The 26,107-nt window shown below is 34.0% G+C and carries 16 protein-coding genes; 6 read left to right on the top strand and 10 right to left on the bottom strand.

Features of this window, described 5'->3' with window-relative positions; translation table 11 throughout:
- Nucleotides 1-147: 147 nt before the first annotated feature.
- The gene (locus IRZ78_RS13070) at nucleotides 148-1,785 is read left to right on the top strand and encodes a glycoside hydrolase 43 family protein (RefSeq protein WP_194616968.1); all 1,638 of its coding nucleotides are present in this window, start codon (nucleotides 148-150) and stop codon (nucleotides 1,783-1,785) included.
- Between the two features lie 265 nt (nucleotides 1,786-2,050).
- Here the strand turns inward: IRZ78_RS13070 and IRZ78_RS13075 are convergent, their stop codons facing one another.
- Together IRZ78_RS13075 and IRZ78_RS13080 are read right to left on the bottom strand one after the other, a co-directional pair.
- The gene (locus tag IRZ78_RS13075) at nucleotides 2,051-6,439 is read right to left on the bottom strand and encodes a two-component regulator propeller domain-containing protein (RefSeq protein ID WP_194616969.1); all 4,389 of its coding nucleotides are present in this window, start codon (nucleotides 6,437-6,439) and stop codon (nucleotides 2,051-2,053) included.
- A 525-nt stretch (nucleotides 6,440-6,964) separates the two neighbouring features.
- The gene (locus IRZ78_RS13080) at nucleotides 6,965-7,939 is read right to left on the bottom strand and encodes an alpha/beta hydrolase (RefSeq protein ID WP_194616970.1); all 975 of its coding nucleotides are present in this window, start codon (nucleotides 7,937-7,939) and stop codon (nucleotides 6,965-6,967) included.
- Nucleotides 7,940-8,028: 89 nt separating this feature from the next.
- Here IRZ78_RS13080 and IRZ78_RS13085 point away from each other — a divergent pair, with 89 nt between their 5' ends.
- A complete protein-coding gene (locus IRZ78_RS13085; RefSeq protein WP_194616971.1) occupies nucleotides 8,029-8,886 on the top strand; it encodes a LysR family transcriptional regulator in 858 nt (285 codons plus the stop codon).
- Nucleotides 8,887-9,259: 373 nt separating this feature from the next.
- Here IRZ78_RS13085 and IRZ78_RS13090 read toward each other — a convergent pair whose 3' ends face one another.
- The 5 genes from IRZ78_RS13090 to IRZ78_RS13110 form a co-directional block, all read right to left on the bottom strand.
- Nucleotides 9,260-9,604, bottom strand: a complete 345-nt coding sequence (locus tag IRZ78_RS13090; protein ID WP_194616972.1) for a hypothetical protein — start codon at nucleotides 9,602-9,604, stop codon at nucleotides 9,260-9,262.
- Between the two features lie 179 nt (nucleotides 9,605-9,783).
- Nucleotides 9,784-10,338: a DUF6624 domain-containing protein gene (locus IRZ78_RS13095; protein ID WP_194616973.1), complete on the bottom strand. Its 555-nt coding sequence runs from the start codon at nucleotides 10,336-10,338 to the stop codon at nucleotides 9,784-9,786.
- A gap of 120 nt (nucleotides 10,339-10,458) precedes the next feature.
- Complete coding sequence (locus IRZ78_RS13100) at nucleotides 10,459-11,124, bottom strand: hypothetical protein (RefSeq protein WP_194616974.1); 666 nt, start codon at nucleotides 11,122-11,124, stop codon at nucleotides 10,459-10,461.
- A 149-nt stretch (nucleotides 11,125-11,273) separates the two neighbouring features.
- Complete coding sequence (locus IRZ78_RS13105; protein ID WP_194616975.1) at nucleotides 11,274-12,149, bottom strand: AraC family transcriptional regulator; 876 nt, start codon at nucleotides 12,147-12,149, stop codon at nucleotides 11,274-11,276.
- A 508-nt stretch (nucleotides 12,150-12,657) separates the two neighbouring features.
- Entirely contained in the window at nucleotides 12,658-12,930 is a 273-nt protein-coding gene (locus IRZ78_RS13110; protein WP_194616976.1) for a hypothetical protein, read from the bottom strand.
- A 169-nt stretch (nucleotides 12,931-13,099) separates the two neighbouring features.
- Here IRZ78_RS13110 and IRZ78_RS13115 point away from each other — a divergent pair, with 169 nt between their 5' ends.
- Both IRZ78_RS13115 and IRZ78_RS13120 read left to right on the top strand, forming a co-directional pair.
- Nucleotides 13,100-13,309, top strand: coding sequence for a hypothetical protein (locus IRZ78_RS13115; RefSeq protein ID WP_194616977.1), 210 nt, complete (start codon nucleotides 13,100-13,102; stop codon nucleotides 13,307-13,309).
- 1,008 nt (nucleotides 13,310-14,317) lie between these two features.
- A complete protein-coding gene (locus IRZ78_RS13120; protein ID WP_194616978.1) occupies nucleotides 14,318-15,625 on the top strand; it encodes a hypothetical protein in 1,308 nt (435 codons plus the stop codon).
- Nucleotides 15,626-15,869: 244 nt separating this feature from the next.
- Here IRZ78_RS13120 and IRZ78_RS13125 read toward each other — a convergent pair whose 3' ends face one another.
- Nucleotides 15,870-16,634: a S1/P1 nuclease gene (locus IRZ78_RS13125; protein WP_194616979.1), complete on the bottom strand. Its 765-nt coding sequence runs from the start codon at nucleotides 16,632-16,634 to the stop codon at nucleotides 15,870-15,872.
- Between the two features lie 369 nt (nucleotides 16,635-17,003).
- On the opposite strand from IRZ78_RS13125, the gene IRZ78_RS13130 reads away from it, so the two are divergent.
- Nucleotides 17,004-21,542 carry an SMEK domain-containing protein gene (locus IRZ78_RS13130; protein WP_194616980.1) on the top strand — a complete coding sequence of 1,513 codons (4,539 nt, stop codon included), beginning with the start codon at nucleotides 17,004-17,006 and terminating at the stop codon, nucleotides 21,540-21,542.
- Between the two features lie 163 nt (nucleotides 21,543-21,705).
- Here IRZ78_RS13130 and IRZ78_RS13135 read toward each other — a convergent pair whose 3' ends face one another.
- Together IRZ78_RS13135 and IRZ78_RS13140 are read right to left on the bottom strand one after the other, a co-directional pair.
- Nucleotides 21,706-22,572 carry a hypothetical protein gene (locus tag IRZ78_RS13135; protein ID WP_194616981.1) on the bottom strand — a complete coding sequence of 289 codons (867 nt, stop codon included), beginning with the start codon at nucleotides 22,570-22,572 and terminating at the stop codon, nucleotides 21,706-21,708.
- 92 nt (nucleotides 22,573-22,664) lie between these two features.
- The gene (locus IRZ78_RS13140) at nucleotides 22,665-23,732 is read right to left on the bottom strand and encodes a hypothetical protein (protein WP_194616982.1); all 1,068 of its coding nucleotides are present in this window, start codon (nucleotides 23,730-23,732) and stop codon (nucleotides 22,665-22,667) included.
- Between the two features lie 162 nt (nucleotides 23,733-23,894).
- Here IRZ78_RS13140 and IRZ78_RS13145 point away from each other — a divergent pair, with 162 nt between their 5' ends.
- Entirely contained in the window at nucleotides 23,895-25,826 is a 1,932-nt protein-coding gene (locus tag IRZ78_RS13145; protein WP_194616983.1) for a hypothetical protein, read from the top strand.
- Nucleotides 25,827-26,107 lie beyond the last annotated feature (281 nt).

Below are 26,107 nucleotides of genomic sequence, written 5' to 3' on the forward strand. Positions count from 1 at the left end.
AACGACACTTATGGTTATTATATCCATGAATCGGTACGCTCTAATAATGGTACGGCAATAGGTTCTTTTATGATGGCTTGCTTAATACTAGAAAACACCCTTAGTGGATAGCCTTTTAATTTTACTTCAAAATAAAACAGTAATCAGATGAAAATAAAATATATGGCTTTTGCCTTTTTAGCTATAAATAAAATAGGCAGTGTTTATGCACAAAAAAATACTGAAATAGTTTCTCAGGTCTGGACAGCCGATCTTGGAAATGGAAATTATAAAAATCCAATTATCTATGCCGATTATTCTGATCCAGACGTTTGCCGGGTGGGAAAAGATTATTTTATGACAGCTTCATCCTTTAATTGTATTCCGGGTCTTCCCATTCTGCATTCCAATGATTTAGTGAATTGGAAATTGATAAATTATGCACTGCCTAAGCAGCCTCCTGTAGAAATCTATAATGAAATACAGCATGGCAATGGGGTTTGGGCACCTTGTATACGCTTTCATAACGAAGAATATTATATTTTTTATCCAGATCCAGATTTTGGAATTTATATGACTAAAACCAAAAATCCGCACGGTAAATGGTCCGAACCAGTTTTGATCAAAGCAGCAAAAGGTATTATAGATCCCGCTCCATTTTGGGACGAAGATGGTAAGGCTTATCTGGGTTATGCGCTTGCAGGTAGCAGAGCCGGAACTAAAAGTGTCTTAATGCTTTGCAGCATAGATCCCATCAGTTGTATGGCTGATGATAATGAAGTGCTTTTGTTTGATGGTCATAAAAATCATACTACTGTTGAAGGGCCTAAATTTTATAAACGTAATGGTTATTATTACGTTTTTGCGCCTGCAGGCGGCGTGGCTACAGGTTGGCAGTTAGTCTTGAGATCCAAATCTATTTATGGGCCTTACGAAGAAAAGGTTGTTCTCGAACAAGGAAAAACTGCTATAAATGGACCACATCAGGGAGCTTGGGTAGATACAGTAACTGGAGAGGACTGGTTTATACATTTTCAGGATCAGGGTGCTTATGGCCGCGTGGTACATTTAAATCCTATGACTTGGAAAAATGATTGGCCGGTAATGGGAGTCGATAATGATAAAAATGGCATTGGTGAGCCTGTTTTGACTTTCAGAAAACCAAACGTAAATTTTCAATATTCGTTAGCAACACCTCCTAATTCAGATGAATTCAATGAGCCTGTACAAGGTTTACAGTGGCAATGGCATGCCAATAAGCAGTTAGTTTGGGGTTGTCCTTCGGCTGGTATGGGGTATTTTCGTTTTAATTGTATTCCAAAGCCTGCTGATTTCAAAAGCTTATGGCAGGTACCTAATATACTTGCGCAAAAATTTCCTGCTGAAGAGTTTATGGCAACAGCTAAAATAACCTTTACGCCAAATTTTGATAATGAACAATTTGAATTGGTTGTAATGGGAAGAAGTTATAGCAGTTTAGCAGTTAAACGCAGTAACGGTCAGTTAAAATTAATGCAGCTATCAGCTAATAAAGCCGATAAAGGCACAACAGAAACACCAGCGCAAATAGCGACACTTTCTAATAATACTTTTTACTTCAGAGTTACAGTTCAAAAAGGAGGAAAGTGTCAGTTTTATTATAGTTTGGATGATAAAAAATACTTAAAAGCCGGTATAGAATTTATAGCTTCTGAAGGAACTTGGATAGGTTCAAAAATTGGTTTTGCTGCCTTAAGAGAAGGCAAAATAAATAATGCTGGCTATGCCGATGTTGACTGGTTTAGAGTATCTAAAATTGAAAAGTAAGGTTTTTTAATAGTTTAGTTTTTTTTCCAATCTAGTGATTATGGTTTAAGTGATTAACTGTTTTTGTGGTTGATTGTAGTTAGTTTTTTTGTTTAACACTAGTGTAAAAAAGAAGTCCTCGGACTTCTTTTTTTATGCCTATAGGATTCTACTGCAAGAGAACTTCAAATCGCTATTAGAGGAATGTGTTTTTTAGTTTAGCAGACCATTAGAATTCCAAATACAGATTTTATCTCTCTAATGGTTTTATTTTTCCGGAGGATTCTTAACTTTTATATTTTTGCCGGTATTCTGTCGGAGTAACTGCATATTTATTTTTAAAAGATTTGGTAAAATACTTCATATCTGAAAATCCAGTCATATCGGCTATTTCTTTGATTAGTAGCTGACTGTCTGACAATAATTGTGCAGCACGTTTTATTCGGATATCACGAATAAATTCAACAGGAGAATAACCTGTTAAACTCTTTATTTTATAGTATAAGGTCGTTCTGTTTAAACCCACAGCACTACCAAGAATTTCAACTGAAAATTCATTATTGTCAATGTTTTCTTCAATGCAGTTCATGATTTTTCGCATTATTTCTTCGTCCTTATCAGTTACCAGATATGGTTTCGGTTGGTAGTGTTCAGTAGTAAGTTTTTCATTTTTATTCGAATTTTTATTGTAGTCTTCAAAAATGCTTTGCAGGCGTTTGCGCTGTTCCATTAAATTTACGATACGAGCTCTTAAATAGCTAACACTAAAAGGTTTGGTAATGTAGTCGTCAGCACCATAATTGATTCCCTCCAACTGGCTTTCAATTGTTGTTTTTGCTGTCAATAATACCACGGGAACATGGCTTGTTTCGATATTGTTCCTAATTTTCTTTAATAATTCTACCCCGTTAAGTTTTGGCATCATGATATCACTAATTACAAAATCCGGGGTATTTTGTAGTATTTTCTGATAACCATCTTCACCATCTTCTGCTTCGATTACGTCATATTCTTCTTCCAGTACATTTTTTATAAACGTGCGCAAATTCAAATCGTCTTCTACTACCAATATTCGGATTCTTTCATTTGTCTGCCTTATACTATTTTTATCTGATGCATTTTCGATTACTTCAGCTGGTTCTTCAATGAGAAGATCTACTTCATCATTAAAATGGTCATATCCCATTTTAAAGCGTAAGCTGAAAGTGCTTCCCTCATTGGTTTTGCTGCTGAAAGTAATTTCTGCATGGTGCTGTTCTGCCAGCTCTTTAACCATAGAAAGTCCTATTCCTGTACTCGGATTATTGGCGTTGGTATTATAAGATGAAAATCGATTGAAAATACGGCTCTGAAAATCTTCCTGTATGCCTAAGCCCGAATCGATGACCTGCAGCTGGAGCTCGCTGGATGTTTTTATTATTTTTAATGTAATAGACTTTCCGTCTGGGGTGTATTTAAAAGCATTGGATAATAAATTCATTAAAATCTTTTCTAACGCATTTTTATCTGCCCAGAGGCGAAAATCGTCTCCTTCAACTTCAAACAAATAGGTAATATTTCTTTCCTGTGCTGTTTCTAAAAAGTTGTTAAATATATCATGGGCAAAAACAGTCAGGTTCATTTCTGATATCTGTAACTTTTGATCCTGTATTTTTCTAAAATCCAGTATTTGATTTACTAAGCGCTGTAATCTATTGGTATTTTGAGATACATAGGTAAGTTGTTTTTTTACAACTTCAGAAGTTCTGGCGTCATTAATAAGATAATCAACAGGACCAGTAATCAAAGTAAGAGGCGTTCTTAATTCATGAGAAATATCAATAAAAAATTTATGTTTCATTTCAAAGATATCTTTCTCCATCTGAGTATTGGTCCTGAGTCGATACATAGTAATTACAACATAATTAATTCCTAAAATAATACCCAATATCAACATGCCATAAATAATGTAGGCAATCCAAGTATTCCATATCGAGGGCATTACAGTGATATTGATCTGTCTTTCGTTGGCAATCCAATTACCCTGACTGTTGGTCGATTTTACCTTGAAAACGTAATTTCCTTTAGGAACGTTGGTGTAAAAGGCAGCATGCTGGTCATTGGTATAATTCCAATTTTTATCAAAACCTTCTAATTTATAAGCATATTTGATGTTCTCAGGATTAATATAGTCCAATGCTGCAAATTCTATATTGAAAAAGTTCTGATTGTGTTTTAGCTCTATTGCTGGATTACTGTCTATCGAATATGATAAATGAAAAGGATCATTGTTGCTGTTTTGATTATAAACCTGAAAATCAGTTAAGGCCAATGTTGGAATGTTATTATTTGATTTTATTTGGTTTGGGAAAAAATGCAGTAGTCCCTGAGCATAGCCAAACAGCAGTTCACCACTTTGTAATCTGATCCTCGTAGCTTCTGTAAAGTTATTAAAGGCCATTATTGGTTTCACTTCAGAATATACTTCAAAGAGCTCGGCCCGCGGATTAAAACGCGTCAAAATATAATCAGTTGTTATCCATATATTTTGATCGCTGTCTTCTAATAATGACAAAATATTATTTGAAGGAAGTCCTTCTTTTTGTGTATAATGCTTAAACTCTTTTGGATATCTATTTGCGTCTCTATTTAGCACTTTACTAATGCCTCCATCGGCTGTTGCTATAAAAGTCTTACCGTTTTTAGTTATGCAGAAATCAATAATGTCATTACTTTTTAAACAGGTCTTTTCTTGCTGTGTTTTTTCATAAATTTTTATAGAAGATATTAAGTCAGGAAATCTTTTTTTTCCGTCAAATACCAGTAAGCCAGTTGTAGAACCTGCATATATAATTCCTTGTTTATCTTGTTTGAGACATCGAATATGTACATGTTTTTCAAAAGGAGTATTTTTTAACCGCCCATTATGATTAATAAAATCTAAAGTATTTCCCCGTTTTCGAATCAGATTTAATCCGTTCAAGGTACCTACCCACAAACGCTTAGTCTGATCTTCAAAGATGGTGTAAATATTATCACTGCTTAAGCTGTTTGGATCGCTTTCTATATTTTTAAAGTGTTCTGTTTGGTAACTGTAGTCTTGATTTTTTTGGGTAAATTTATAGAGCCCATCTCCACGTGTGCCTATCCATATCACAGCATTCTTATCTTGAATAATACTATACACTGGTTTTTTCCAGACAGCTTGAGGTACTAATTGGCCATTAGGTGATAGATAGCCCAGTTTTTTAAAGTTTTGATCAAAAAGGATGAGATGGTTCTGCTTATTGGCAACCCAAATGTTTTTGTTCTTATCCTGAAATACGGCACGTACATCTTTGATACCTAATTTTATTTGAGGGTTTTCAATTTTTAGAGTTTTGAAATTATTCTGGCTGAAAGTAACTTTTATTATTCCTGCTGTCTGCGTATTATACCATAAATTACCTTGTTTGTCAAAGTACGCAATATGAAGTTTATTGCTAAAGTTTCCCTTAGGGAAGTAAGATGTAGTTTCAAACGGAATTAACCTATTAGCAGCAGCATCATATTTTGAAAAACTGCCATTGTTTGGTTGAACCCATATTTCTCCTTTTGTATTTGTTAGAACTGCGGCCTTTACTGAAAACTGGGTTGCTCCGGTTTCTTTATCTCCTGCAGGGAAATAACTTAACTTTTTGTTTTTTATATTTATAGCATAAATGCCGGCTTCTTCATTACAAGTAAACCATAATAAATCCTGAGTGAGGCTTATAACATTGATTTTTTTTTGTGCCAGACGTGCCTCATCAGCAGTTTTAAATTTAGTAGTCTGCCTGGTATAAATGTTTATTAAACAAAACTCAGACTGCTCGGTTATGGCTACGACAGTGTTAGTGCTTATTTTTTTTAGAATGATTATCTCCCCTTTTAAACCTAATTGATGAGTCCTAAAATTTTGCGTGCCTTTTGTATACTGGAGCAAATTACTGTCAGCTCCTCCAAACCATATTTCATCCTCAAGTTCAAGTGCACTATAGAATGCTTTTTTTTGTTCGTTTATGCCTAAAATTGATTTTGGATTTGTCTGTACCTTATTCACTTTTAACCGAATAATGCCTCGCTCAGTTAAAATCCAGCTGTTTTTAGAACGGTCTTCAAAAACCGTATTGACTTTATTACTGTTTAACTGCCCATTATCTTTACTGAAAATTTTATAGGAATAACTATTGCTGGTTATGGCGATGCAGCCGTTATTTTTTGTAATGAGCCATAGTAAACCTGATTTCTGAGGAAGTATCTGGGTAATTTCTATGTTATTTTTTGCTACCTCTGGTATAAGTTCGGCTCCCCAAAATTGGTTTATCACTGGATCAAAGCAATAGGCCTTATTTTTGTTGGCGAAAGTGCGCATCCAAATTTTACCATACGCATCTTCAGTGATCCAATCTATACGGTTGTTTTTCATCAAAACTTTATCAGTAGCTTCTGTTTTATAGTTTTTGAATCGATAACCGTTATATTTACTTAATCCATTAGTCGTGGCAAACCACATAAATCCTTTTTTATCTTGGAGGATATCATTGATGATATTATGCGGCAGTCCATCCTCTACCAAATAGTGATTAAAATTGTAGCTCTGTTGGCAGTAAGCGGTTAACTTACTAATTAACAAAAGTAAGAATGCATAATAGCAATTTTTATTAAAAAAAATCATCGAAAGTGTGGTCTTGGTTAGGTTATAGTAAGAGCCACTAAAATAGAAAATTGTTTAGTATAAAGGACTAAAAAAACAACTAGATTTACTTTAATTCTATATTTCTAAATTATTATTTTCACTGGAGCATGTCGCTGATTTTTATCTTTATATTTCTCATTATCTTTTTCGTTATATTTAACAATAAAAGAATACTCTTTGTTTAATAATTGTAGCCAAATTAAGTGGACAGTAGTAGCTAGGAATGAGGTTGATAAAAGTTTTAAGAAAGGCTGTGCAAAGACAACAAAGACAGATTAAATTATGAATGGACTCTTTAATTCAAGATCATAGTGATTGATTTTATGAAAAAAATAAGTACTCGTGCAAAGATTTTCATGAAAGGTGGTAATTTGAAAGTTAAATTATTTAAATTGCTTTAAAATTTATCTCGAATTACCACCTTTCATGAAAATCAAAAACTATAAGGCAGCATCATAAAATAATAGCTGTCTTTAAAAAAACTCTACTTTAAAATATAATCTACTAATTAGGAAGTTTTGAAAGAAATAATAGTATATCATCACCAATTTCTTTACAATGTGTTTCAAGTGCAAAATGACCCGTTTTATAGAACTTTATAGTAGTATTTGGATTGTCACGTTTGTATGCTTCTGCGCCTGCGGGCAGAAAATAAGGGTCCTGACTACCCCAAACAGCTAACATCATAGGTTTTTTATCTCTAAAATAAGCTTGAAATTTAGGATATAAAGCTACATTGGTTCTGTAATCTTTTAGCAGGTCAAGCTGTATCTCGATGTTTCCCGGACGATCCAGAAAATGCTGATCCAATGTGTATGTTTCAGGTGCGATAAGAGCAGTATCCGAAGCACCTTCGTGATACTGATACCAGGTTGATTCTTTAGAAACAAAATCCTTAAGCGTGTCTCTGTTAGCCAGCGAAGGATCTTTCCAGTATTTCTGGATAGGATTCCAGCCATTGCTTAATCCTTCTTCGTAGGCATTGCCATTTTGCGATATAATGCCAGTTATTTTTTCGGGATTGGCAAGGGCAATCCTGTATCCGGTTGGTGCGCCATAATCGAATACATAAATTGCAAAACGCTTTAAACCAAGCTCATTAATAAATGCCTGCATCGTGTTGGCAATATTGTCAAAAGTATACTGAAACTTACGATGATTCGGTGCATCTGAAAAACCAAAACCAGGCAGGTCAGGAGCTATTACATGATAGTCTTTACTTAATATAGGAATAAGATTTCTGAACATGTGAGACGATGTGGGATAACCGTGCAGCAATAATACAGTAGGAGCATCTTTAGCCCCGGCTTCACGATAGAATATCTTTAGTCCGTTGACTTTTATATTGTTGTATTTGGTAGCGGGAATTTCAATGTTTTTTTTTGCAGGTAAACTATTTTTTACTTGTGCTTCTACAGCTGTTTGTGGTAGCATAATTGTAGCTAGAATTAGAGTTAATGATTTAATTGTATTTTTCATATTTTCAATTGTTTAAAACAAAATTACATCCTATATTTGATACCTGAAAACGATTTGTAATGATGTTATAAATCACTAATAGTGATGTTATGAATAGTAATGACTTGAAAATATTTGAAGCGGCAGCAACACTCGGAAGTTTTACAAAAGCTGCAGAAGCAACATTTACGGTGCAGTCTAATGTAACGGCGCGTATAAAAAATCTCGAAGATGAATTTGGAGCTGAACTCTTTAGGAGAGTGTCCAGAAAAGTTATTCTAACTGAAGCAGGGGAGACCCTTTTGCAATACGCTAAAAAAATAGGACGATTATTAGATGATGCAAAAAGTGATATACAGAGTGCAGAAAAAATTGGAGGGACAATACGCATAGGATGTATTGAGACCACTATGGCTCTTAAAGTGCCTGAAATCATTAAAGGTTTTGCTGAACTTTATCCTAATGTAGAGCTGGAATTTCATTCTTCAATGCTACCCGCATTAATACAGGACGTACTTAGTTATAAACTAGATGCTGCTTTTGTTGCAGCGCCCATAAATATTCCGGGTTTACAGCAGCTTGTTGTTCGTGATGAGCAGCTTGTAATAATTGCAGGCAGTAATGTGGAGAAGCTTTCAGTAGTACTAAAACAAGATCCTTTAAAAATTGTGGTTTTCGGGCAGGGCTGTTTTTTCAGGGCAAGGCTTGAAACCTGGCTGGGTTCAAAAGGAATACTGCGTTATAAAAGCACGGTACTTAATTCTATAGAAGGTATTATTAATTTTGTTGAGGCTGGTCTTGGTATAAGTATCCTTCCTGCCGAAGTGGTAAAACAGTATTACAGCAATAGAAATATAAAAACATTTCCGGTCACTAAAGAACTTGCTACTATGACAACACTTTTAATATATAGAAATAATGAATTGCCATCAAAGGCTTTAAATGTATTTTTAAGTCAATATGAGTGATTTTCTATTTATCAAACAAAGAAAGCACATAGGATTATAAATCTAAAAAAATAAGTATGGAATTTATTTAGTGTTAATACAGTTTCGAACCTAAACTTGCCAAGCCCATATTACATTGAAATTCGGTTTCTTTAAATTTCAAGGTCAGAATTGCAAGTGATAATTCCACAGCTGATAAGCGGTGAGAAGAGTGTAAAAGATATTCAAGAGCCTTTTAAGGACAGGACTTTACTTACTGCCTCCTTAGAACGAATTAGAGTGATACGTCTATGGGAAGAGCAGTATATAAATAAATAGTATTTAACAATCAGTTGGCTTTTGTGTCTTAGCGATACTAATTCCAGAAATAGAACGAATCTATTTTTTATAATTTTTACCAAGTATTTTGCAAAACGATTTCTCCAACTGATTCGTTTTTATTTCCAAGTGTTTTTATGATGCTGTACCTCGTATAATTTTCAACTGTAATTTCAATAAGATAAGTTTGTGAGTTAAGGTTTTTTATTAAAAATTCTCCATTATCATCTCTGACTTTAAAATCTTGGATTATTTTTTTTTGATTTTTAAAAGTATTAATTTCGAATACTTTAATCTTAAATGATTCAATAGGACTAAATCCATTATCTACAAGTCGTCCCCAGATGGTAAAAGTTTCCTTCGTTGATGAAGTAGTAAAAAGGGGAGTAGAAAGCAAGATAATTAAATATATTATTTTCATTATAATAGTATAGTTTGTTTATTATCAATTCATATGTAATATTCAGTTTTCTTTTTTTTCTTGTTGAAAGTGGTTTCAATTGCTTGTCTGAGCCTGATCGTGTTGTCCATTTTAGAAATTTTTTCATATTTTTTATTATAAAAATATTTATGTTTCGGTCATGTAAAATCCATTCGGAATTATATCCATCCAACCTTTTTTCGCCAGCTGTTAAACTCCAAATCATCATGATGTAGCTTCTTATTATTTTCAGTTTTACACTCAATAACTACATCCTGATCTAGTTCTTCAAGCCCCAATTCTTTTCGCAGATGTATCATTTCGTCCTTATTTTCTACAGGATATAGGCCACGATTATCAAACTGGGTACCGTACTTCTGGGGCCTTCCTTCAAAGTAACATATCCTGTCATGCAGGTAGGCAAGATTTTGAGGATTAACTTCGCCATCGCTGGCTGATAGGAGCTCATAGCATTTTTTCATCAAAGCAGGTTCACTAATCGCATGTTGGACAATGAGCCATGCTGCATCGCTGGCTTCCTGTCCAACAATTAATCTTGTAGGGTATCCAACGGTATTGATAATTTCATTAAGACGCCCAGCATTCTTTTTATGCACGCTTTCCATTTCAGAATTATATCCAGGTGAGAGTTTCCCTTCTTTTAAAAGCTTATCTCGAACCTGAAGGTCCTGTTGAGCCATCTCTATCAATTCTTTAGCAATCTCCATCTCCATTTTTTTAGATTTTAGTTAATATTCCGAAATACAGCCAGGATTATTGGTAGCAGTAATTTTATGGGTAAATGTTCTCTATAACAGCTTCAAGGATGCTGGCGTACCAATTTAGTGCTGGTTTTATTTTTTATAATCTATCGTAATGCTTTTAAAATCTCCTCCGCTGTGGTCTGCTGTAAATAGTCCTATTTTTCCCGATGTCCAATTGTTAAGTTTATTAGCCACCAGTGAAGGATGCTCTGCATTGTTTATGTACGCTTTAACAATTGTATTGTCGATTACTAATTTCATGATAAACCAGTCATTAGGTTTTGGTGGATTGATGATTTCTTTCTCAAAAACGGCATTCTTTTCCTGTCTTAATTTTTCCCAGGTAAAATCCGGATGAGAAATATATTGCACAGCATGTATTCTCCGAACAGAGTCTTTAGCAAAAAAATTAAAAGGACGACAATACACAGCATCATAATTAATATCATCGACACCATGGAAGGCAATCCCAATAAAACTTCGTTGGAAAACGTCTTTTCCTCGCATTTCAATTTCAATTGTACCTTTTTTAAAGTCCTTAACAGGCAGCCATACAATGCCTTCCTTTTTACTTTCCAATATTTTTAAATAATCTCCACTATCACTCGAAACGATTTTGATCTCTCTATTTACTGAATTCAGCTTTCCTTTTTTATACAGATCAGCAAGTTCAATGACTTGTTGTCGTTGCCCGAATAGAAAGCAGGGGAGTACTATAAAAGTAAACACATATGTGAATTTGGTTTGCTTTTTCATTGAAATGCTGTTTTTAATTGTCAATACTTTAATTGATTCCTCCTGAGATTATGCAACATTTTCCAGTGATTTCGACAGGGATGTTGCTGTCTGTTAGTAAAAAATCTCATATACAAAAATAGTAAAGAAGTATACAGAATAATTACCAGTTAGATAATAGAACTACCATTTTGATAAGCATTTCTAAATTCTTTCGGGGAGATTCCTGTCTGCGACTTGAAGAAACGCGTTAAATGATTTGCCTGAGAGAATTGCAACAGGTATGAAATTTCATTTATATTAAGTTGCGTATAAGATAGCAGAGACTTTATTTCAAAGAGAATAAATTCATTTACCATTTCAGAAACAGTAACCCCAAACTGCTTTTTGATGCATTTATTTAGTGTTACCCTGCTAATACCTAACTGTTGTGCGTAGTAGTCGATGCTTCTTGTCGTACGAACTTCATTTTGTAAAATCTCCTTAAACATAAATGCAATGCTGTTATTTTCTGTTTCTGAAGACAGAAGGTAATGCTCTGAATAGGCTCGATTGAGTTTGATTAATATAAAGTACAAAAGTGCTCTTATAATATGTTCGCTATCTGATCTAAATGTTTTGATCTCACTAAGCAGCTCCTGAATTATATTGGCCAACTGTGAAAAGAAGCCATCATTAACCTTTAGATAGAGCGGTTTGGTTTTGTTGTAGAAAAACTGCAGCCTGAAAGAGAAGAGTTTATCCGAGAAGAAGCTAGACAGAAAGCTGTCCTGGAAAAACAGGAAATAACATTCAACTTTAGTTTTGTCCAAAAACCATCTTCTTTTTTGAAATGGAGAAATAAAAATGATTGTATTATCTGAAATTTCAATTCTTTGCTGATCAAGTTCTAAATACCCGTTTCCTTTAGAAAAAAATATAAGTTCATAAAAATCCGTATGATGAAGTTCACTTTCAAAAAAATAAAATGGAATGTCTTTATAAGTGCCTATATCTATTAGGAGCTCAACATTATATTTATTTTTTAAGAACTTAAATGTCTTCATTATTGTAAACGTATTTTTCGCATTCTTTAGATGCACATATATATAATTACGAGAAGCTTGACAGCGTCATTTCTCTATCAACTATTGACACAATCCAGTAGAAGTTGGTAAAAGTAGTTATTTTAAGCACAAATTATGCAATAGGGATTGGCATTCCCGCAGTGTACGAGATAATATTGATGTTTTATAATATACTCGAACCTAAGCTTTATAGGTACTGATTTTATAAATGTTTTATATTTAAGTAATTCACTATCCACGATTCTGCCATGAAACTTGGACTAGCTATTCTTTTTATAGTAACTTATAGTTTTTATGAGAGAAAAGGTTTTAATTCCAGTTTTCAAAAATATGATGTTGACTGCTAAAAATAGTTTTAAAAGAAGTAATTTTAAGAATTTGCCAGACAAAAGCAGCATTTTAAGATCTTTGTTTATTCATAAAACCATAAAGCCACATCTAAGACAAGGCGTAGATGTGGCTTAAATTCTGCTATACAGAATGATTTTTAGCTGTAGGTTTCATAAAGATCGCTTACGCAGGTACCACAAACCGGTCTTCCCTTGTCAGCTGCAAACTGTCTCGCCTGATCTTCATCCAGACATGTTTTAATTCTTGTCACGTCATCTGCTCTCCAATCCTTGATTTTTTTACAGATGCATTTATGTAAGGCTGTACAACCTCCCTCTGGGGTAAAGCGCCCTTTGAAGATGTGAATCTCATTGGTGTCTTTATATTTATAGAATGAATAAGCAATTTCATTTTCTTCTTTTGTTGCCATAAAATATTAATTAGGTTAAAATCAAATTCAAAAATAGTCTCTCTGAAAATGGACATTGTACGGATTTCCGTACTTTATAAATTAAATCTGAAGCACGAGGAAAACTGCCTAGACAATTCTGGTCACTGATATTAGTGAGGTTCTGCGCAGCTCTCTTCTTATTTTGAATATGAGTGGCATCAGGATTAAAAAAGCAATTGCCCCATGGGATGCTGATATTGTGCCTATTGACTGGGAAACCAGAAGTGATGCCAGAAGTTGTGATCCAAAGACAAATTTATTTATCATAAAGAGATTGATCTTTCGGAAAGTTTCCGATTTACACGATTTAAAGAATGCGTCTGTCATAATGCTGGTTTTTAAAAGTAGTGCTGCCTGAATGTTTTTGCAGAACGATTAATAAATTGATTTGAATAATTCCTGTTCGGTAAAGTAAGTAATTTAGATGATGCTCACACAGTTGTCGCTTACGTATGGCTGAGTACTGCAAAAATCGGCTTTAAAAACGAAATAAACAGTAGGTGGAAATACCTGATTTTAAGGTGGCGGAAAGCCGAAAGAAATGAAACCGTGCGTATGGCAGGAGCAAAAGTGATGTGCAATGATTCAAAGCAACGGCAAAGAGAGCTATTAAAAATCTTTCTGATAAAATGATCACCGATTGTAAGGAATACATCCATTACCTGATTCTAACAGTTTCGAACCTAAACTCGTCAACGCTTGATTTTACTGAATTTCTAGTTTTTTAAAATAGAGTGTGCCACGATTCTGCCACAAAACTTGAAGTATCTTTTCTGCCCTTAATAATGATCTATGAATTTGTATCATATATGTACTTTAAAAGCATTTTATATTATTTAATAGTACAAAACTAATTTATGGAAGTGAAATTAGCATTTGGGGAATAATTTATACTTTATTTTTGAAAGGTAGTTGCTGTTGATTCAAACTAGAGAAAAAAACATTAATTACTTGGATGTAATATCGAAAATTGGAGTAGAATATAAGGATGCAAAAAAACACCCAATATTATATTTTATAATTTTTTTTTGAAGGTGAATCATCTTTAAAATTCATCATATTTTTTTGTTGAAGAAAAGGTATTAGCTCCACAGGTAAAGAAAATAAGTAGTGCCATGTGAATTTCAGTGTTTTGTTTTAAAGAGGCAGTCTTGTAACTGTTTTTTTTGTGGGACCATAGTAAGTCCGTTTAATGCAAAGTGATTGAAGTAATTTATCCAACAGCAGTTGAATAGGTATTTTTACCTGCTTGAAGAATGCTGGTTTTTGATATTTTAGCATTTTGCTTATAAGTGATTTTTCAAGCTGTCTCCTTGGGCAGTTTGACAGTGAAAAATTTTGAGAAGATTAATATAAAATATAAAAAATGTACGATTTCAGTATTGAGCATAACGCGCAAAAAATTAATTCCCCGGAAACTAAACTGTTTTTTAAGGAAGTTTCAAGTTCTTATTTTAATGATAATTATCGCGCTGCAGTAGTTACGCTATACAGTGTAGTGATTGTTGATATTCTAGGAAAGTTGGAAACTTTATACGACATGTATTCGGATCCTGCCGCTGAAGCGATACTGGATCAGATTCGAGGTTTGCAGGCTGCAAATTCAGTGGGTTCGGAATGGGAAAAAGTGTTGGTTGAAGAGGTTAAAACTCGTACGAATCTGCTCAATAATATTGATCATGCAAGAATTTTATCTTTAAGAGGTGACCGACATTTGTGCGCCCATCCTGTATTGGACAGAGGAGACAAGCTTTATACTCCAAACAGGGAAACCGTGGCGGCCCATATCAGAAATATGCTGGAGTCGGTATTGCAAAAACCTGTAATCTTATCCAAGAAAATTTTGAAGGTAATACTGGTTGATATTGCTGCAAATGCATCGATTTTGATTGGTGAGGAGCTGGAGAAATATGTTCAGTCGAAGTATCTTCAAAATTTGGACAGTATAACAGAAGTAGCTATTTTTAAAGAACTATGGAAGTTTGTTTTTAGATTGGAGGATGAGGAGAGTTCTGTTAACAGAGATCTTAATTACAGACTGTTGACTTTGCTTTATAAAAAGAATTTTGTTGTGTGCGACCAAAAAATTAAGGAGGAAAGTAAATATTACAGTACCGTGGCCAATTTACCTGAAACTATGAGTTTGATTGTGGATTTTCTTGCAAATCATGGGGAATTATATCAGGATTTTACAGCTGATTTTAAGCTATTGTTAACGAATTTTGTTTTAGCTAGCCCGAATGCTGTAATGGTCTGCTGGTTTTTAGAAGGTGATTTTGTGAAACATCTTGCAAAGTTGAAATTGGAAATACCAAAAGATTTTGGAATGTCTCAATGGCCTTATGATGCCGATTCTCATGCATATGAGACTTTGATTAAAATGGCAGAGGCAAAAGGATATGTTTCGCAGATTTCAGATTTTATTGCTTGGAGATATCCCGCAGTTAGAGGCTTTGATGAAGCTGACAGGGTTTTCAATGATATCCTAAAACCTCATATTGATATTTTGTCCGATGCGCAGTTAACCAAAATTTGTGCAGATACTAATACAAACGGCCAGGCATATGGACGTAAAAAAGCAACAGGAGATCATAAATTTTTAAAATCTGTAATTGAATCAAGGCCAATGGGTACAGGTTTCTCATTTAGTGCCTACAGAAATGTTTTCAGATAAATAATATATTGTTAATTTGTTAAGTTGGGTTGTTTAGAAATCCAAGTAGCTGAAATTTAGAAAAGATGAGTCTTCCGCACTTCATTATACTAAAATTAAAAGGACCTCAGATCACAAGAGATTGCAAGCTTAAGTCTTAAAATATAATTAGATAGACAGTAGTGAAAAAACATAAATAAAATGCCATTTCGCAAGAACTGGCATTTTATTTATGTTACATCTATTATACAAATTCAAAATTATTTTATGAATGAAACGACTTTTGTAGAATTGAAGCCAATCTGATGCCTGCTTTCTGAATTTGAGATTCAATAATTTTCGCACTACTAATTACATAGTCTTCCTTGATCTTTGTTCCACCTGTATTGTAGACTGTATCAAGCAGGCTGCGAGATTCTTTGGACCAACCAACAACGTCAATTGTTTTCAGATTATTCATTTCTGCAGGAGTAAACTTATTTGCGTTTAAGCAATCTTCAATGCTTATCTTTTGATCAGAAATAATTCCTGAATCCCAGAAAGAATGCAGGTTAGTACCTTGTCCTTTAAAATTTATCTGTGCTGTATTTCCACCTTTGTCCGAACCATACCCCAAATGCAAAGGCTGGTGCAGGTCACCTACCAGATGGAAAACAATTAGCATTTTGGTTTTAATTTCTTGTTTGGTGAGATTTTTAGGGTTTTGAAGTTCTTTGATGGTTTTATTTAAAATATAAATAATATTGCTTCCAGATTGCTCAATGACTTCTTGGCCTTTGTCAATGTTTGTATAATGATATGGCTTCATATAATCATAGCTTTTATCGTCTTTGATATCGTCCATCCAATTGGCGGCATCTTCAATTGTCATCCCGTCCAAATATCCCAGAACAATTTTTTTAGTTTCATTATCCAAATAATTAAAAGCAACTTCTGCAACTAAAGCGTGTCCTTTTCTACCCCATGCTAAAGATTTGGCTGGGAGGAGGCAAAGAATTGTCAAGAGGGTAATCACAATATTTTTTTTCATCAATACAAAGTTTTGGTTCATCACTAATAGAACAAATTTATGATTTTTTTTATTTAATTGATTGTTATGAAACTGTCACAGCGATCTAAAAATTTTCAGGGATTTATTAGTATAAAGACATAATGATTTGGAAGCGGACTTGCTTCAATAGACCTGATTTTTTTTTAATATCGAAAGTAACTCTTATGAATCATATTACAAAATAGTTTATTGAAAAGAAAGAAGAAAAAGGATTGATGAGTTATCGATACAATGGTTGTGCGGGGTTTTTATTAAAGGAATATTCGCAATTTTAAAGGTTGTAACGATCTTCTTTTTTTTAATAAGTATTTATTGTATTATATTTGAATAACACTGAAATTTTCATTTATGAGTACTGGGGCCTATTACGAGAATGTTCAAAGAAATCTGCTTTTGTTTGTGACGGAGCTTGAAAGTTCTAATGCAGCGGGCCTCACTAATTCTTCCCTTCACGCTGAAAACCTTTTTTTAAGAATATTTAATATTGTTTTTGACTGGGAACTTGTTAATGCCAATGAGTTGACTATGAATCAGAGCGGTTACGATCTTATTGATTCCAGTCGAAAAATATATATTCAGATTACAGCCAATAAGCAATATAAGAGTAAAATCAATTATTCTCTAGAAGGGATGAAGAATGTTCAGACTCCTGAAGGATCAGAACTTATTGTGTTTTTTATGAAGAATAAAATAACACCAATATATAAAGTAAAAACTATACATAATGGACTATCATACAGGGCAGAGGATGTGCAGTGGCTTTTAAAGAATATTCTAAATAGATGTGATATTTTTGATATTCAGCAGATTGACGAGCTGCTTACTCTCGAGATGAGGCCTTTGGTTATAAAACGTTATGCTCTTTCCAAAGCTATATCAGTTCATGTTGATAAACAGCAACTGATAAATCCAAAAAAGGGACTTTATCTGCATAGAGAGGCGCTTATTGATAAAATGTTTCTTTTCAGTCAGGAAAACGACGGACTTTTGGCAGGAGGAGCTGGTTTTGGAAAATCAACGGTTATTGATGCCTTACAGCGTTATTATGATCAGTTGGATATTCCATGTTATGTCGTCAGGATCAATGAACTAATAAAAGGCGGAGATAAAGAAGTTGGTGAGAATATTGGAGTTGGTGAGAAATGGTACGAAAAACTCTTGTCTGTACAACCAAGGAATGAATATAAAGGGCTTATTTTATTTGACGGTCTTGATACGGCCAAGGATCCACTGCTGAGAAAAAGTATATTTAAAGCTATCCGCACTGCCCAAAGCAAACTTAAAGGATCTTGGAATGTTATGGCAGGCTGCAGAACATATGATGCGGTAAAATCTGAAGAATTACAGTTATTATTTCCTAAATCGAGGGCAGACTCAGGCTTGATTGGCTGTAGAAACATTGAAATCCCGCCGTACAGCTCTAATGAGGTCGAGAATATTTTTTTATCGCACCCTAAAATGGGATCATTAGTACGCAACTGTACAAATGATTTGTTGTCTCTGCTCACTGTACCCTATTTTATGGGGCTTCTCGAGGAAATTGCATATCATAATACTGATGAGAGGTTAAGCCTTTCAGGCATAACATCAGAATCACAACTTCTGGAATTTTACTGGAGAAAAAAGATTGGAAATAAAAGAAGGCTCGAAGTATTTACCCATTCACTGACGGATGCACTTATTAGGATACCGGCTCTTTCCATTGAAACTTACAGTATCGTATCACTGGAGAATGAAGGCGAGGCAGAAGAACTTTTGGCCCAAGGGATAATAACTGAAAATGGTATTCATCGAAGAAGTATCTCATTTGCTCATAATATTCTTTTGGAATATGCAGTGAGCCGATTTATGTTCTTTGAGCAGATCGATTTACAGGTTGATTTTATTGCTACACACAAAAGACTTCCTTTTTTGTTTCGGCAGAGTTTTATCTATTTTTATAATCATCTTTGGGACTTTAATCGTCAAGTGTTCTGGGAGCATTATTTCCATATAAAAACGATTGATGAACCACTTTTTAGACTCTTTCATCAGACAATACTTGAATATGTTGTTATAGAAAACTTTTCAGTAGTTGAGGATTTACTGCCGCTGAGAGAGGAGCTTGATGAACAAAAATACGCAGAAGCTGTTCGCAGAGTTATGGAGTCGATCTGGTTCATTCATAAAGGGAATGTAAGGCTAAAAGATGTGGATTTCTTATGCAGCTTATCAGGCTGCCTGCATCCTGTTTTCTTATGGCCACTAGGCTTGCAAATTGAGGCCGCAATTGATAAGTATTCCAAAGAAGAGAATCAAGATGTTTTAATCAGGCTTTCAGAGACAACTGTAAGTTTTATGCGTTATGTTCTCAAAGAAAGGCTGTCTGGAAATCATAAAGATTATATCGACCGTAATGCAGGTTATAGAGGGATAAAAAACCTTTGTAATTTAATTCGTTTTCAGCCCGAAGCAGGCCAAAGTATACTAAAGGAGATTATGACACTCCTTGACGAAGAGGATTTTCCGATCTCTTACTTTCAGACAATTGGAGAATGCATCACAGTAATATTTGCGTTTGATTCCCTGTTAGGTGCAGATATTTACAAGAGCATTTATTTCCATCAAGAAAATAGTGATAAAGTAACTAATATGGGCACAGCAGTATTGACGCTCAATAGTAACCGCAGACAGGATTTTGGTCACACATATTATATTCTTGAGCAGAAATATAAAGAACTTCTTCAGACCGATTTTGCTTCAGCAGTTCATCTTGGAGCAAGGATAGTCAATAAGATAAATTCTCAGGAATCTTATAGGCCGAATGATAACCTGTTCCCAGTCCGCTTGGGAGAGATTCGAGGAGCGGTTCTTCGTGATTATTCATCATACGAAAAGGATGAGCAGCATGGGCCTTATTTACATGGTAGGGTTATATTTGAGGTACTGCAGGAGCTGGTTAGAGATGGTATCGATCATAAGCAAATTCAAGAACTTCTACTTATTACTGCTCAGTATATACAGGCTGGAGTACTATGGCGTAAATACCTTTCTTTTCTCAAAGAGAATGCATATTTATTTTCAAATATAGTTTTTGAGATACTCAAAAATGATATATTTTTTAAGAATGATGAAACTTTATTTGAGATCACAGAACTTTTGGAAAGCGCATGGAAGTTAATGAGTGAAGCACAGCGGATGTTGATGGAAACGATGATCTTTCAGCTTGCAGATCCAAAAAAAGAATTTCATGATGAGGAATGGCAGGCAATACGGCTTAGAAGAATTTTATCGGTTATTCCGATTTCAGAACTTCAAATGGCTTCCAGTATAGAGTTTCTTAAAGAAAATGAACTTTACGAAAACAGGCCTCTGATTAAAAAAGGGCTACAGTTGGCGCAGTCAAAATCCCGGACAGATGAAGATCTAATGATGGGATATGGTTTTTCCAAAGAAGAAAGAAAAGGGAAGGTTTATTCCGATTATAAAAAATTAATAGCTTTCAATGATTTTTTTTCAAAGAAAGAAAATCAGACACCTGTGAGAGATTCATATGACAAGGAGTATCAATCAGCATCTAATCTTTTTAAATTAGCAGAAGCGAGAATTTTCAACAATGACCTCAAACAGAATTCTTGTGATGATGCAATTGCTAATTTTGGAAATATCCTTTCTGCATGGCCTAAAAAAATCAACTTGGAAACGCAATTTTTTCTCAAAAGGATAGCGCTTCATTATATGTATATCGAACAATATAAAGAGAAAAATCACCAGAGTGGGGATTTAAGCAGCCGTAATGGAGGATTTTATTCTCCGAATGCCAGAATTACATCTGTGCGCACTTTAATGAATCTAATGTATGACTCCCATGATAGGGAATTGGAAACGGTCGTGCTCGAGCTGATTAGCGATAACATGGCTGTAGTGCGGCTCAAAGCGCTTTCTTCGCTTTCTTATTTTTGGAATACTGATAAGGAAAATTTTTGGAAAAAAACTTTTGAACGTGTAGCGGGGGAAACTGATGGTCTTTGTCTGAATGAAATAATCAGCAGACTCTGTTATGACAATCTTATAAAAGAATGTTTAGAGAACATTCAAAAAATATCTTCTTTAATTTCTAGAAGGCTCTATAATTCCGAGAATGGTGTGTCTCAGGATCTTTGGCGCAGCTACGTTGTGTTGCTGCTGATCAGAATACTGCGTCATGACAGAGAGAATGCAATAAATGAAATTAAAGCTATTTTGGGAAATCGGGAATTCTCAAGAGCATTGATCTTCGAGATCAATGGAACAATAGATTCGTTTAATAAAGGGAATAATTTTATTGTTAATCTTAAGGAATATTCGGTTCTCTTCGAAGTTTTAAAACAGGTGCTCGAATTTAGGTTTAAGGCTTTGAAATCTGCTCTCTCTGATGGATCAGATTCAAATGAACATTTCGAAATTGTAGACAATGTAATTCAAAACATACACTTTATCCTTGATTTTGAAAACAATAATGATTCTCGTATATTAACCAAACAAGAGAGAAAAGCTCTTGTAGCAAAAGTACTGCCTATCTTGGAATATGCAGTTGAAGAATCTGAGCAGATTCAAAATGGTTTTATGGCGGCTCATACAGGGTTCTACTTTATGAAGAGTCTTAACTTTATAGTCGAGATTGAACCGGCACAAGCACTCTCGCTTAGTGCCAGAGTGGTTAGCTGTGCTGCTGCTAATGGATTTACATATGACCAGAGCACTTTAAAAGAGGTAGTTGTTCTTACGGAAAAAATGATAAATTCTCATAAAGAACTGCTTTTCAAAACTAATAATTTTGATCAGCTTATTATAATTCTAGATCAGTTTGCACAATCAGGGTCCCAGGAAGCACTGCAGCTCACCTGGAACCTAAAGGAAGCCTTCTAACATAAAAAAACAAAAATTGTTTTTGTGCGATGAGAATAAATGCAATGACTTTTTTATTAGTCAGATGAAATGCAGGATTCTGATATAATTTTAGTTTTAGTATTAGAGTTTCAGAAGAATGAATTTTGATTAGTAATCATACTGAAATTTTTATATTATGATTTTAAATCATTGTCATGTGGTCACCATTTTTTACAATACCAGTTAGATCTACTCTGTAATCTTCCATTACCTTTTTTGCAAATTCAAAGGGATCTACATTTTTAAATATTACAATTTTCCTTGTAAGCCTTGGATAATATAAGGTTCCAAAATTACCAAATGGAAAATGTATTCCTATTGCTGGCTGACAAGGATTGCTGGAAATCAAATAACTATAAGAAAAGGCACCTGTTGCCGCATTGCCAAATGGTATTGGAATTGACTGATTTCCTTTTATAACTATAGAAAACGGCTGTCCCATGCTGGAAGAAAGTTGCATCAAATATTCAAGTCCTTTAGGTGTGGTATGAACTGTAATATGTAATCCGCCCACTGATTCGACAGTTCCGCTTGACATAACATCCTTAAAAGCTTGAGATTGGACATCCATAATATGTTTCCTTTCTGCACTTTTTATATTAGGTACAAAGTTTTTTTGAAACAGATTAAAACCATCTATATCTCCGATCCAATGATGTTGGTTGGAAGGCTCGATTTTACCATTTGATATTTTATATAGTAAAGCTTGATTTTCTAGTGAGCCTATCAAAAAATCAGTTTCATAATGGGATTCTTTGTTTATTTCTATGAGCAAATTTTTAACTTTTTCAGGCGTGTGCTCATTTAATTTGTAAACTTGTTCAATTGCTTCTTGAGCGAAATCTACTGTGCCAGCATATGATAGACAAAGCTTTGGGTGTAAAATAATCGTTTTTAATAAACCTGAAAAAACATTATTTCTATTTGATACTATGTTAGGATCAGTAATTCTTGAATCACTATCTATTCGTAATGAAACTTGAACTATTCTTCCAATTACTAATGTCATCTTTTATTTAGTTTTACATGTTAGTGTCGGGTCTCAATCTATAATATTCAAGAATCCTCAATTTTAAATTTACTCCTTTAAATAGTATTTAATCAATAATTACTGGGTTTTATTCTTGGTTTATAATTATCATCAGTGTATTCCTGCCAAAGTAAATTGGAAGCGAATACTAACGCCCTTTCTTTTAAAAAATTATCTACATTTATATGTTCAGAAAAACCCGCTAGAGAATCACTTCCATCACCCTCACATAGATTTTTTTCTATATAGTCATATACATCTATTCCTGGTGCAGAAGGTCCTGGCAAAACTATGGCAAATTGTCTGGATTTGCTTTTTGTTACTAGAGAAAATATTATTAAAAAGCATCTTAATTCTTTTGGAAGGGTTATTATGTTTATTCCTTCTTGTTCTTCAGGAAATTTCTTTTTTAGCCAAAAGACTTGGGGTAGAATCTTTTCATCTGGTTTTAAAATTTGCTCTCTCACTTTATACAGTCCCGGATTAATTAAAAAGCCATTTCCCAAACTTGAAAATCCTATCAAATATGCTATACGGAGTAAGGCAACTTCGGCTCTTCTTTCTGTATAATTGTTTTCGAATTTTAAATTGAATGTAGGGCTTTTAAAACCTGTTTCGAAAACTTTCTCCTGGTGAAACATAGGGTTTAAAATTGTTTTTGGCGGAATGAATTCGGTCATAAATTTTTTAGAATCGATAGGATTTGACCTTTCAGTCTGCAGATGTAAATTTACCACTCCATCTTGCTTAACCTCAATTACTCCATTGACTTTATTGCCTGATAATTCAAATACAGCTTTTGATTTTGAATTTGGAAGGAAAGAATGAGCGTCCATATCTAAAAGATTATTTAAAAGATGAACATCTAATTCATATCCACTTTTTGAATTACAATCTTTGCAAGTAAGAGCTTTAGGTGTACCACCTAATGACTTTGGAGGAATATCTTCTAAAGTCAGGAAATTTTTTAAATTACTGTCCAAGTCTTTTATAAAAAAAACATCAAAACATAAAGGGCATATGTAGCCGTTAGAAAAATCGGGTTCAAATCGAATTATTGGATTTTCTCTTACCCATTCTAGATTTTGAGAAAAAATTTTAAATATGGCTTCTTTTTTGTCTCGATTCGATTTACTCATGTCTTTGTTTTTTAAGTTTTCTTAAATTTGATTAATGTAAAAGGTTTTTTGATTATAGTTTTTTTTATTAACGATTTGATCTATAGAGAATAAGAAAAAAGATCTTTGTATATTGATAAATAATTTTGTTTCGAAATGTTTAATAATTAACTACATATACATATGCCAAAAAGTAAAGGTAGAAAGAAAAAGAAACATCCTAATACTAAATCTAAAAAGGACATTACAAGATCAAATGGAATGGAGATAGTTCGAAAAGGGAGAAATGTTTACGTAAAAAGCAGCCTAAATGAGCAGCAGCATCAATCATATTTGGAGCAAATAAAGGAAAATCATCCCAAGGCTTATGAGGAGATAAAGAACCTTATAAATGAAACAGTAGACTTAATTAACCAATACGACAAGATTTTTGTTATTGGTGGTATAGCGGCCTTTGGTTACAACCAGATGATAAGCAACCCTGCCGATGATGGTTTGTCAGAGACACTAATTGAGTATTGTTTAAGCATTGCACTAGCCACTTCAAATAGCAATATAAATGTTCTGCCAACAGGGGAAGTCTTAACAGAAATAAATGAAAGATTAATTAAGATAAGAAGATATTTTTCACATTATTACAGCTTTGAATCAGCAACTGGCAAACATTCCAAAATAGAGTCCGAATTGAGATATGAGATGATATCTGAGGCAATTTTTATGCGTGGTGAGGGTTATTTAAAACATGTTCTGGAACTGTATCATGAAATGTTTACAGGTCATGATGATTTCTTAATGAAACACTACGGTTTTAAATCCAAAGATATAGTAGAAACTTTTAATAAATTAGAAGAGGCATACGGCTGCAGGATTCTGATGCCCAATGGAAGACCACATCCAGTGCAGACACTCAAACTATTTAGTTATGCATCGAAGAATAAAATTTCGGAAAAAGAAATTTTTGATGGAAGCTATCTCATTGGATTTTCGAAAGAACATCCAGAAATTATGGTAGAACACAACCATGTGGTGTTGTTTCCTTTAAATCGTATTGGAACATATGATCGATTATTCCGAATACAGTTTTTTAGTGATGGTCAGGAGAGAGTTGTAAAAGCACTTTCCATGCAGTTTGGGGAGAATACCAGTTTTATAACCCCCGACAAGTTTAAGTATGAGATTTTAAACAGCAGCGAGGTATTTAATCGGCCTATTATTGAGCAGGATGGCAATTTTTATCTCTTTGCTATGAATCTGCCTGCAAGAAATCTCTTTGTTATGACACAATCATTGATCCAAAGGGCTGACAAGGATTACTATAAAAGATCTTTCCTAGGGAACAGAATTCAAATAGGAAAAGATGAATTTATTGAACGAAAGGTTCTTGAATTATTTGAAAAGATGCTTACGGAGGTTAAGTTTTACAAGGGGGTTCATTACAATTATCAAAAACCCGGGGTGCAGTTAAAATGTGGCGCAGCAGCTGATGGGCGGTATGAGCTGGATATTTTGGGCGTAAGCGAAAAGGCAATATATCTCATTGAGGTCAAGGCAGGTCTGGTTAGTGATGCATCTAAAAGAGGTGCTTTATCGAGTATTAAAACAGATTTAACGTCAATTATAGGAGATGCGATATGCCAGAGCTACCGGGCTTTTATGTACACTAATGAAGCCCCTAACCCTGCTTTTGAGCTGGCAGACGGAAGCGTAATATTTCCAAAAAACACCCAAAAAATATATCGGGTATCGGTCAGTTTCTCCTTTGTAGGAACTTTAATTTCTGCTCTTTCAAAACTTCAGCAATACGGCATTATCGACGAGAATTCAGAATTTGCCTGGGCGGTCAATATATATGATTTGATGGTTTTTGCAGAGTTAATGGAATCCGAGCAGATGTTTATGGACTATCTTGACAAAAGACTACCGATCTATAATAATGATAAAGTTTCCGGCACCGATGAGTTGGATCTGCTTGGATTGTATTTTACAGATGATCTGAAGATTGATAGATTTACAAGGAAATCTGACAATGTGAGACTATATCAATTTAAAAGAATTATAGATAACTATTATGAAAAATCAGGGCCTCGTCCTTTTAAAAAGAAACATAAAAAGTAGACTACAAACCTTTCAATTATAATCATAAGGCGCAGAAAGTAGATTTATATTTCTAATAGATGAAAAAGTCCCTATATTATAGGGACTTATTTTTTTAATGATTGAATCTTTTACCAATAATAATGGTATATAATATATTCGAACCTAAACTTGTTAGAGCCTTATTTAATGAGTTTTATTTTTTAAAAATACCATGTGCCACGATTCTGCCACAGAAACTTAGATTTGTAAAATATCTTTAAGGAATAAACTTTTTGTGGTAAAAAATCATCCAATTCCAT

This window comes from Flavobacterium sp. CSZ (genome assembly GCF_015350725.1).
Classification (GTDB): domain Bacteria; phylum Bacteroidota; class Bacteroidia; order Flavobacteriales; family Flavobacteriaceae; genus Flavobacterium.

Coding starts and splice junctions, on each gene's coding strand:
- IRZ78_RS13085 (WP_194616971.1), top strand. CDS start 8,029: ATGAATAGTAATGACTTGAAAATATTTGAAGCGGCAGCAACACTCGGA.
- IRZ78_RS13075 (WP_194616969.1), bottom strand. CDS start 6,439: ATGATTTTTTTTAATAAAAATTGCTATTATGCATTCTTACTTTTGTTA.
- IRZ78_RS13130 (WP_194616980.1), top strand. CDS start 17,004: ATGAGTACTGGGGCCTATTACGAGAATGTTCAAAGAAATCTGCTTTTG.
- IRZ78_RS13090 (WP_194616972.1), bottom strand. CDS start 9,604: ATGAAAATAATATATTTAATTATCTTGCTTTCTACTCCCCTTTTTACT.
- IRZ78_RS13070 (WP_194616968.1), top strand. CDS start 148: ATGAAAATAAAATATATGGCTTTTGCCTTTTTAGCTATAAATAAAATA.
- IRZ78_RS13095 (WP_194616973.1), bottom strand. CDS start 10,338: ATGGAGATGGAGATTGCTAAAGAATTGATAGAGATGGCTCAACAGGAC.
- IRZ78_RS13135 (WP_194616981.1), bottom strand. CDS start 22,572: ATGACATTAGTAATTGGAAGAATAGTTCAAGTTTCATTACGAATAGAT.
- IRZ78_RS13110 (WP_194616976.1), bottom strand. CDS start 12,930: ATGGCAACAAAAGAAGAAAATGAAATTGCTTATTCATTCTATAAATAT.
- IRZ78_RS13080 (WP_194616970.1), bottom strand. CDS start 7,939: ATGAAAAATACAATTAAATCATTAACTCTAATTCTAGCTACAATTATG.
- IRZ78_RS13145 (WP_194616983.1), top strand. CDS start 23,895: ATGCCAAAAAGTAAAGGTAGAAAGAAAAAGAAACATCCTAATACTAAA.
- IRZ78_RS13140 (WP_194616982.1), bottom strand. CDS start 23,732: ATGAGTAAATCGAATCGAGACAAAAAAGAAGCCATATTTAAAATTTTT.
- IRZ78_RS13105 (WP_194616975.1), bottom strand. CDS start 12,149: ATGAAGACATTTAAGTTCTTAAAAAATAAATATAATGTTGAGCTCCTA.
- IRZ78_RS13120 (WP_194616978.1), top strand. CDS start 14,318: ATGTACGATTTCAGTATTGAGCATAACGCGCAAAAAATTAATTCCCCG.
- IRZ78_RS13125 (WP_194616979.1), bottom strand. CDS start 16,634: ATGAAAAAAAATATTGTGATTACCCTCTTGACAATTCTTTGCCTCCTC.
- IRZ78_RS13115 (WP_194616977.1), top strand. CDS start 13,100: ATGAGTGGCATCAGGATTAAAAAAGCAATTGCCCCATGGGATGCTGAT.
- IRZ78_RS13100 (WP_194616974.1), bottom strand. CDS start 11,124: ATGAAAAAGCAAACCAAATTCACATATGTGTTTACTTTTATAGTACTC.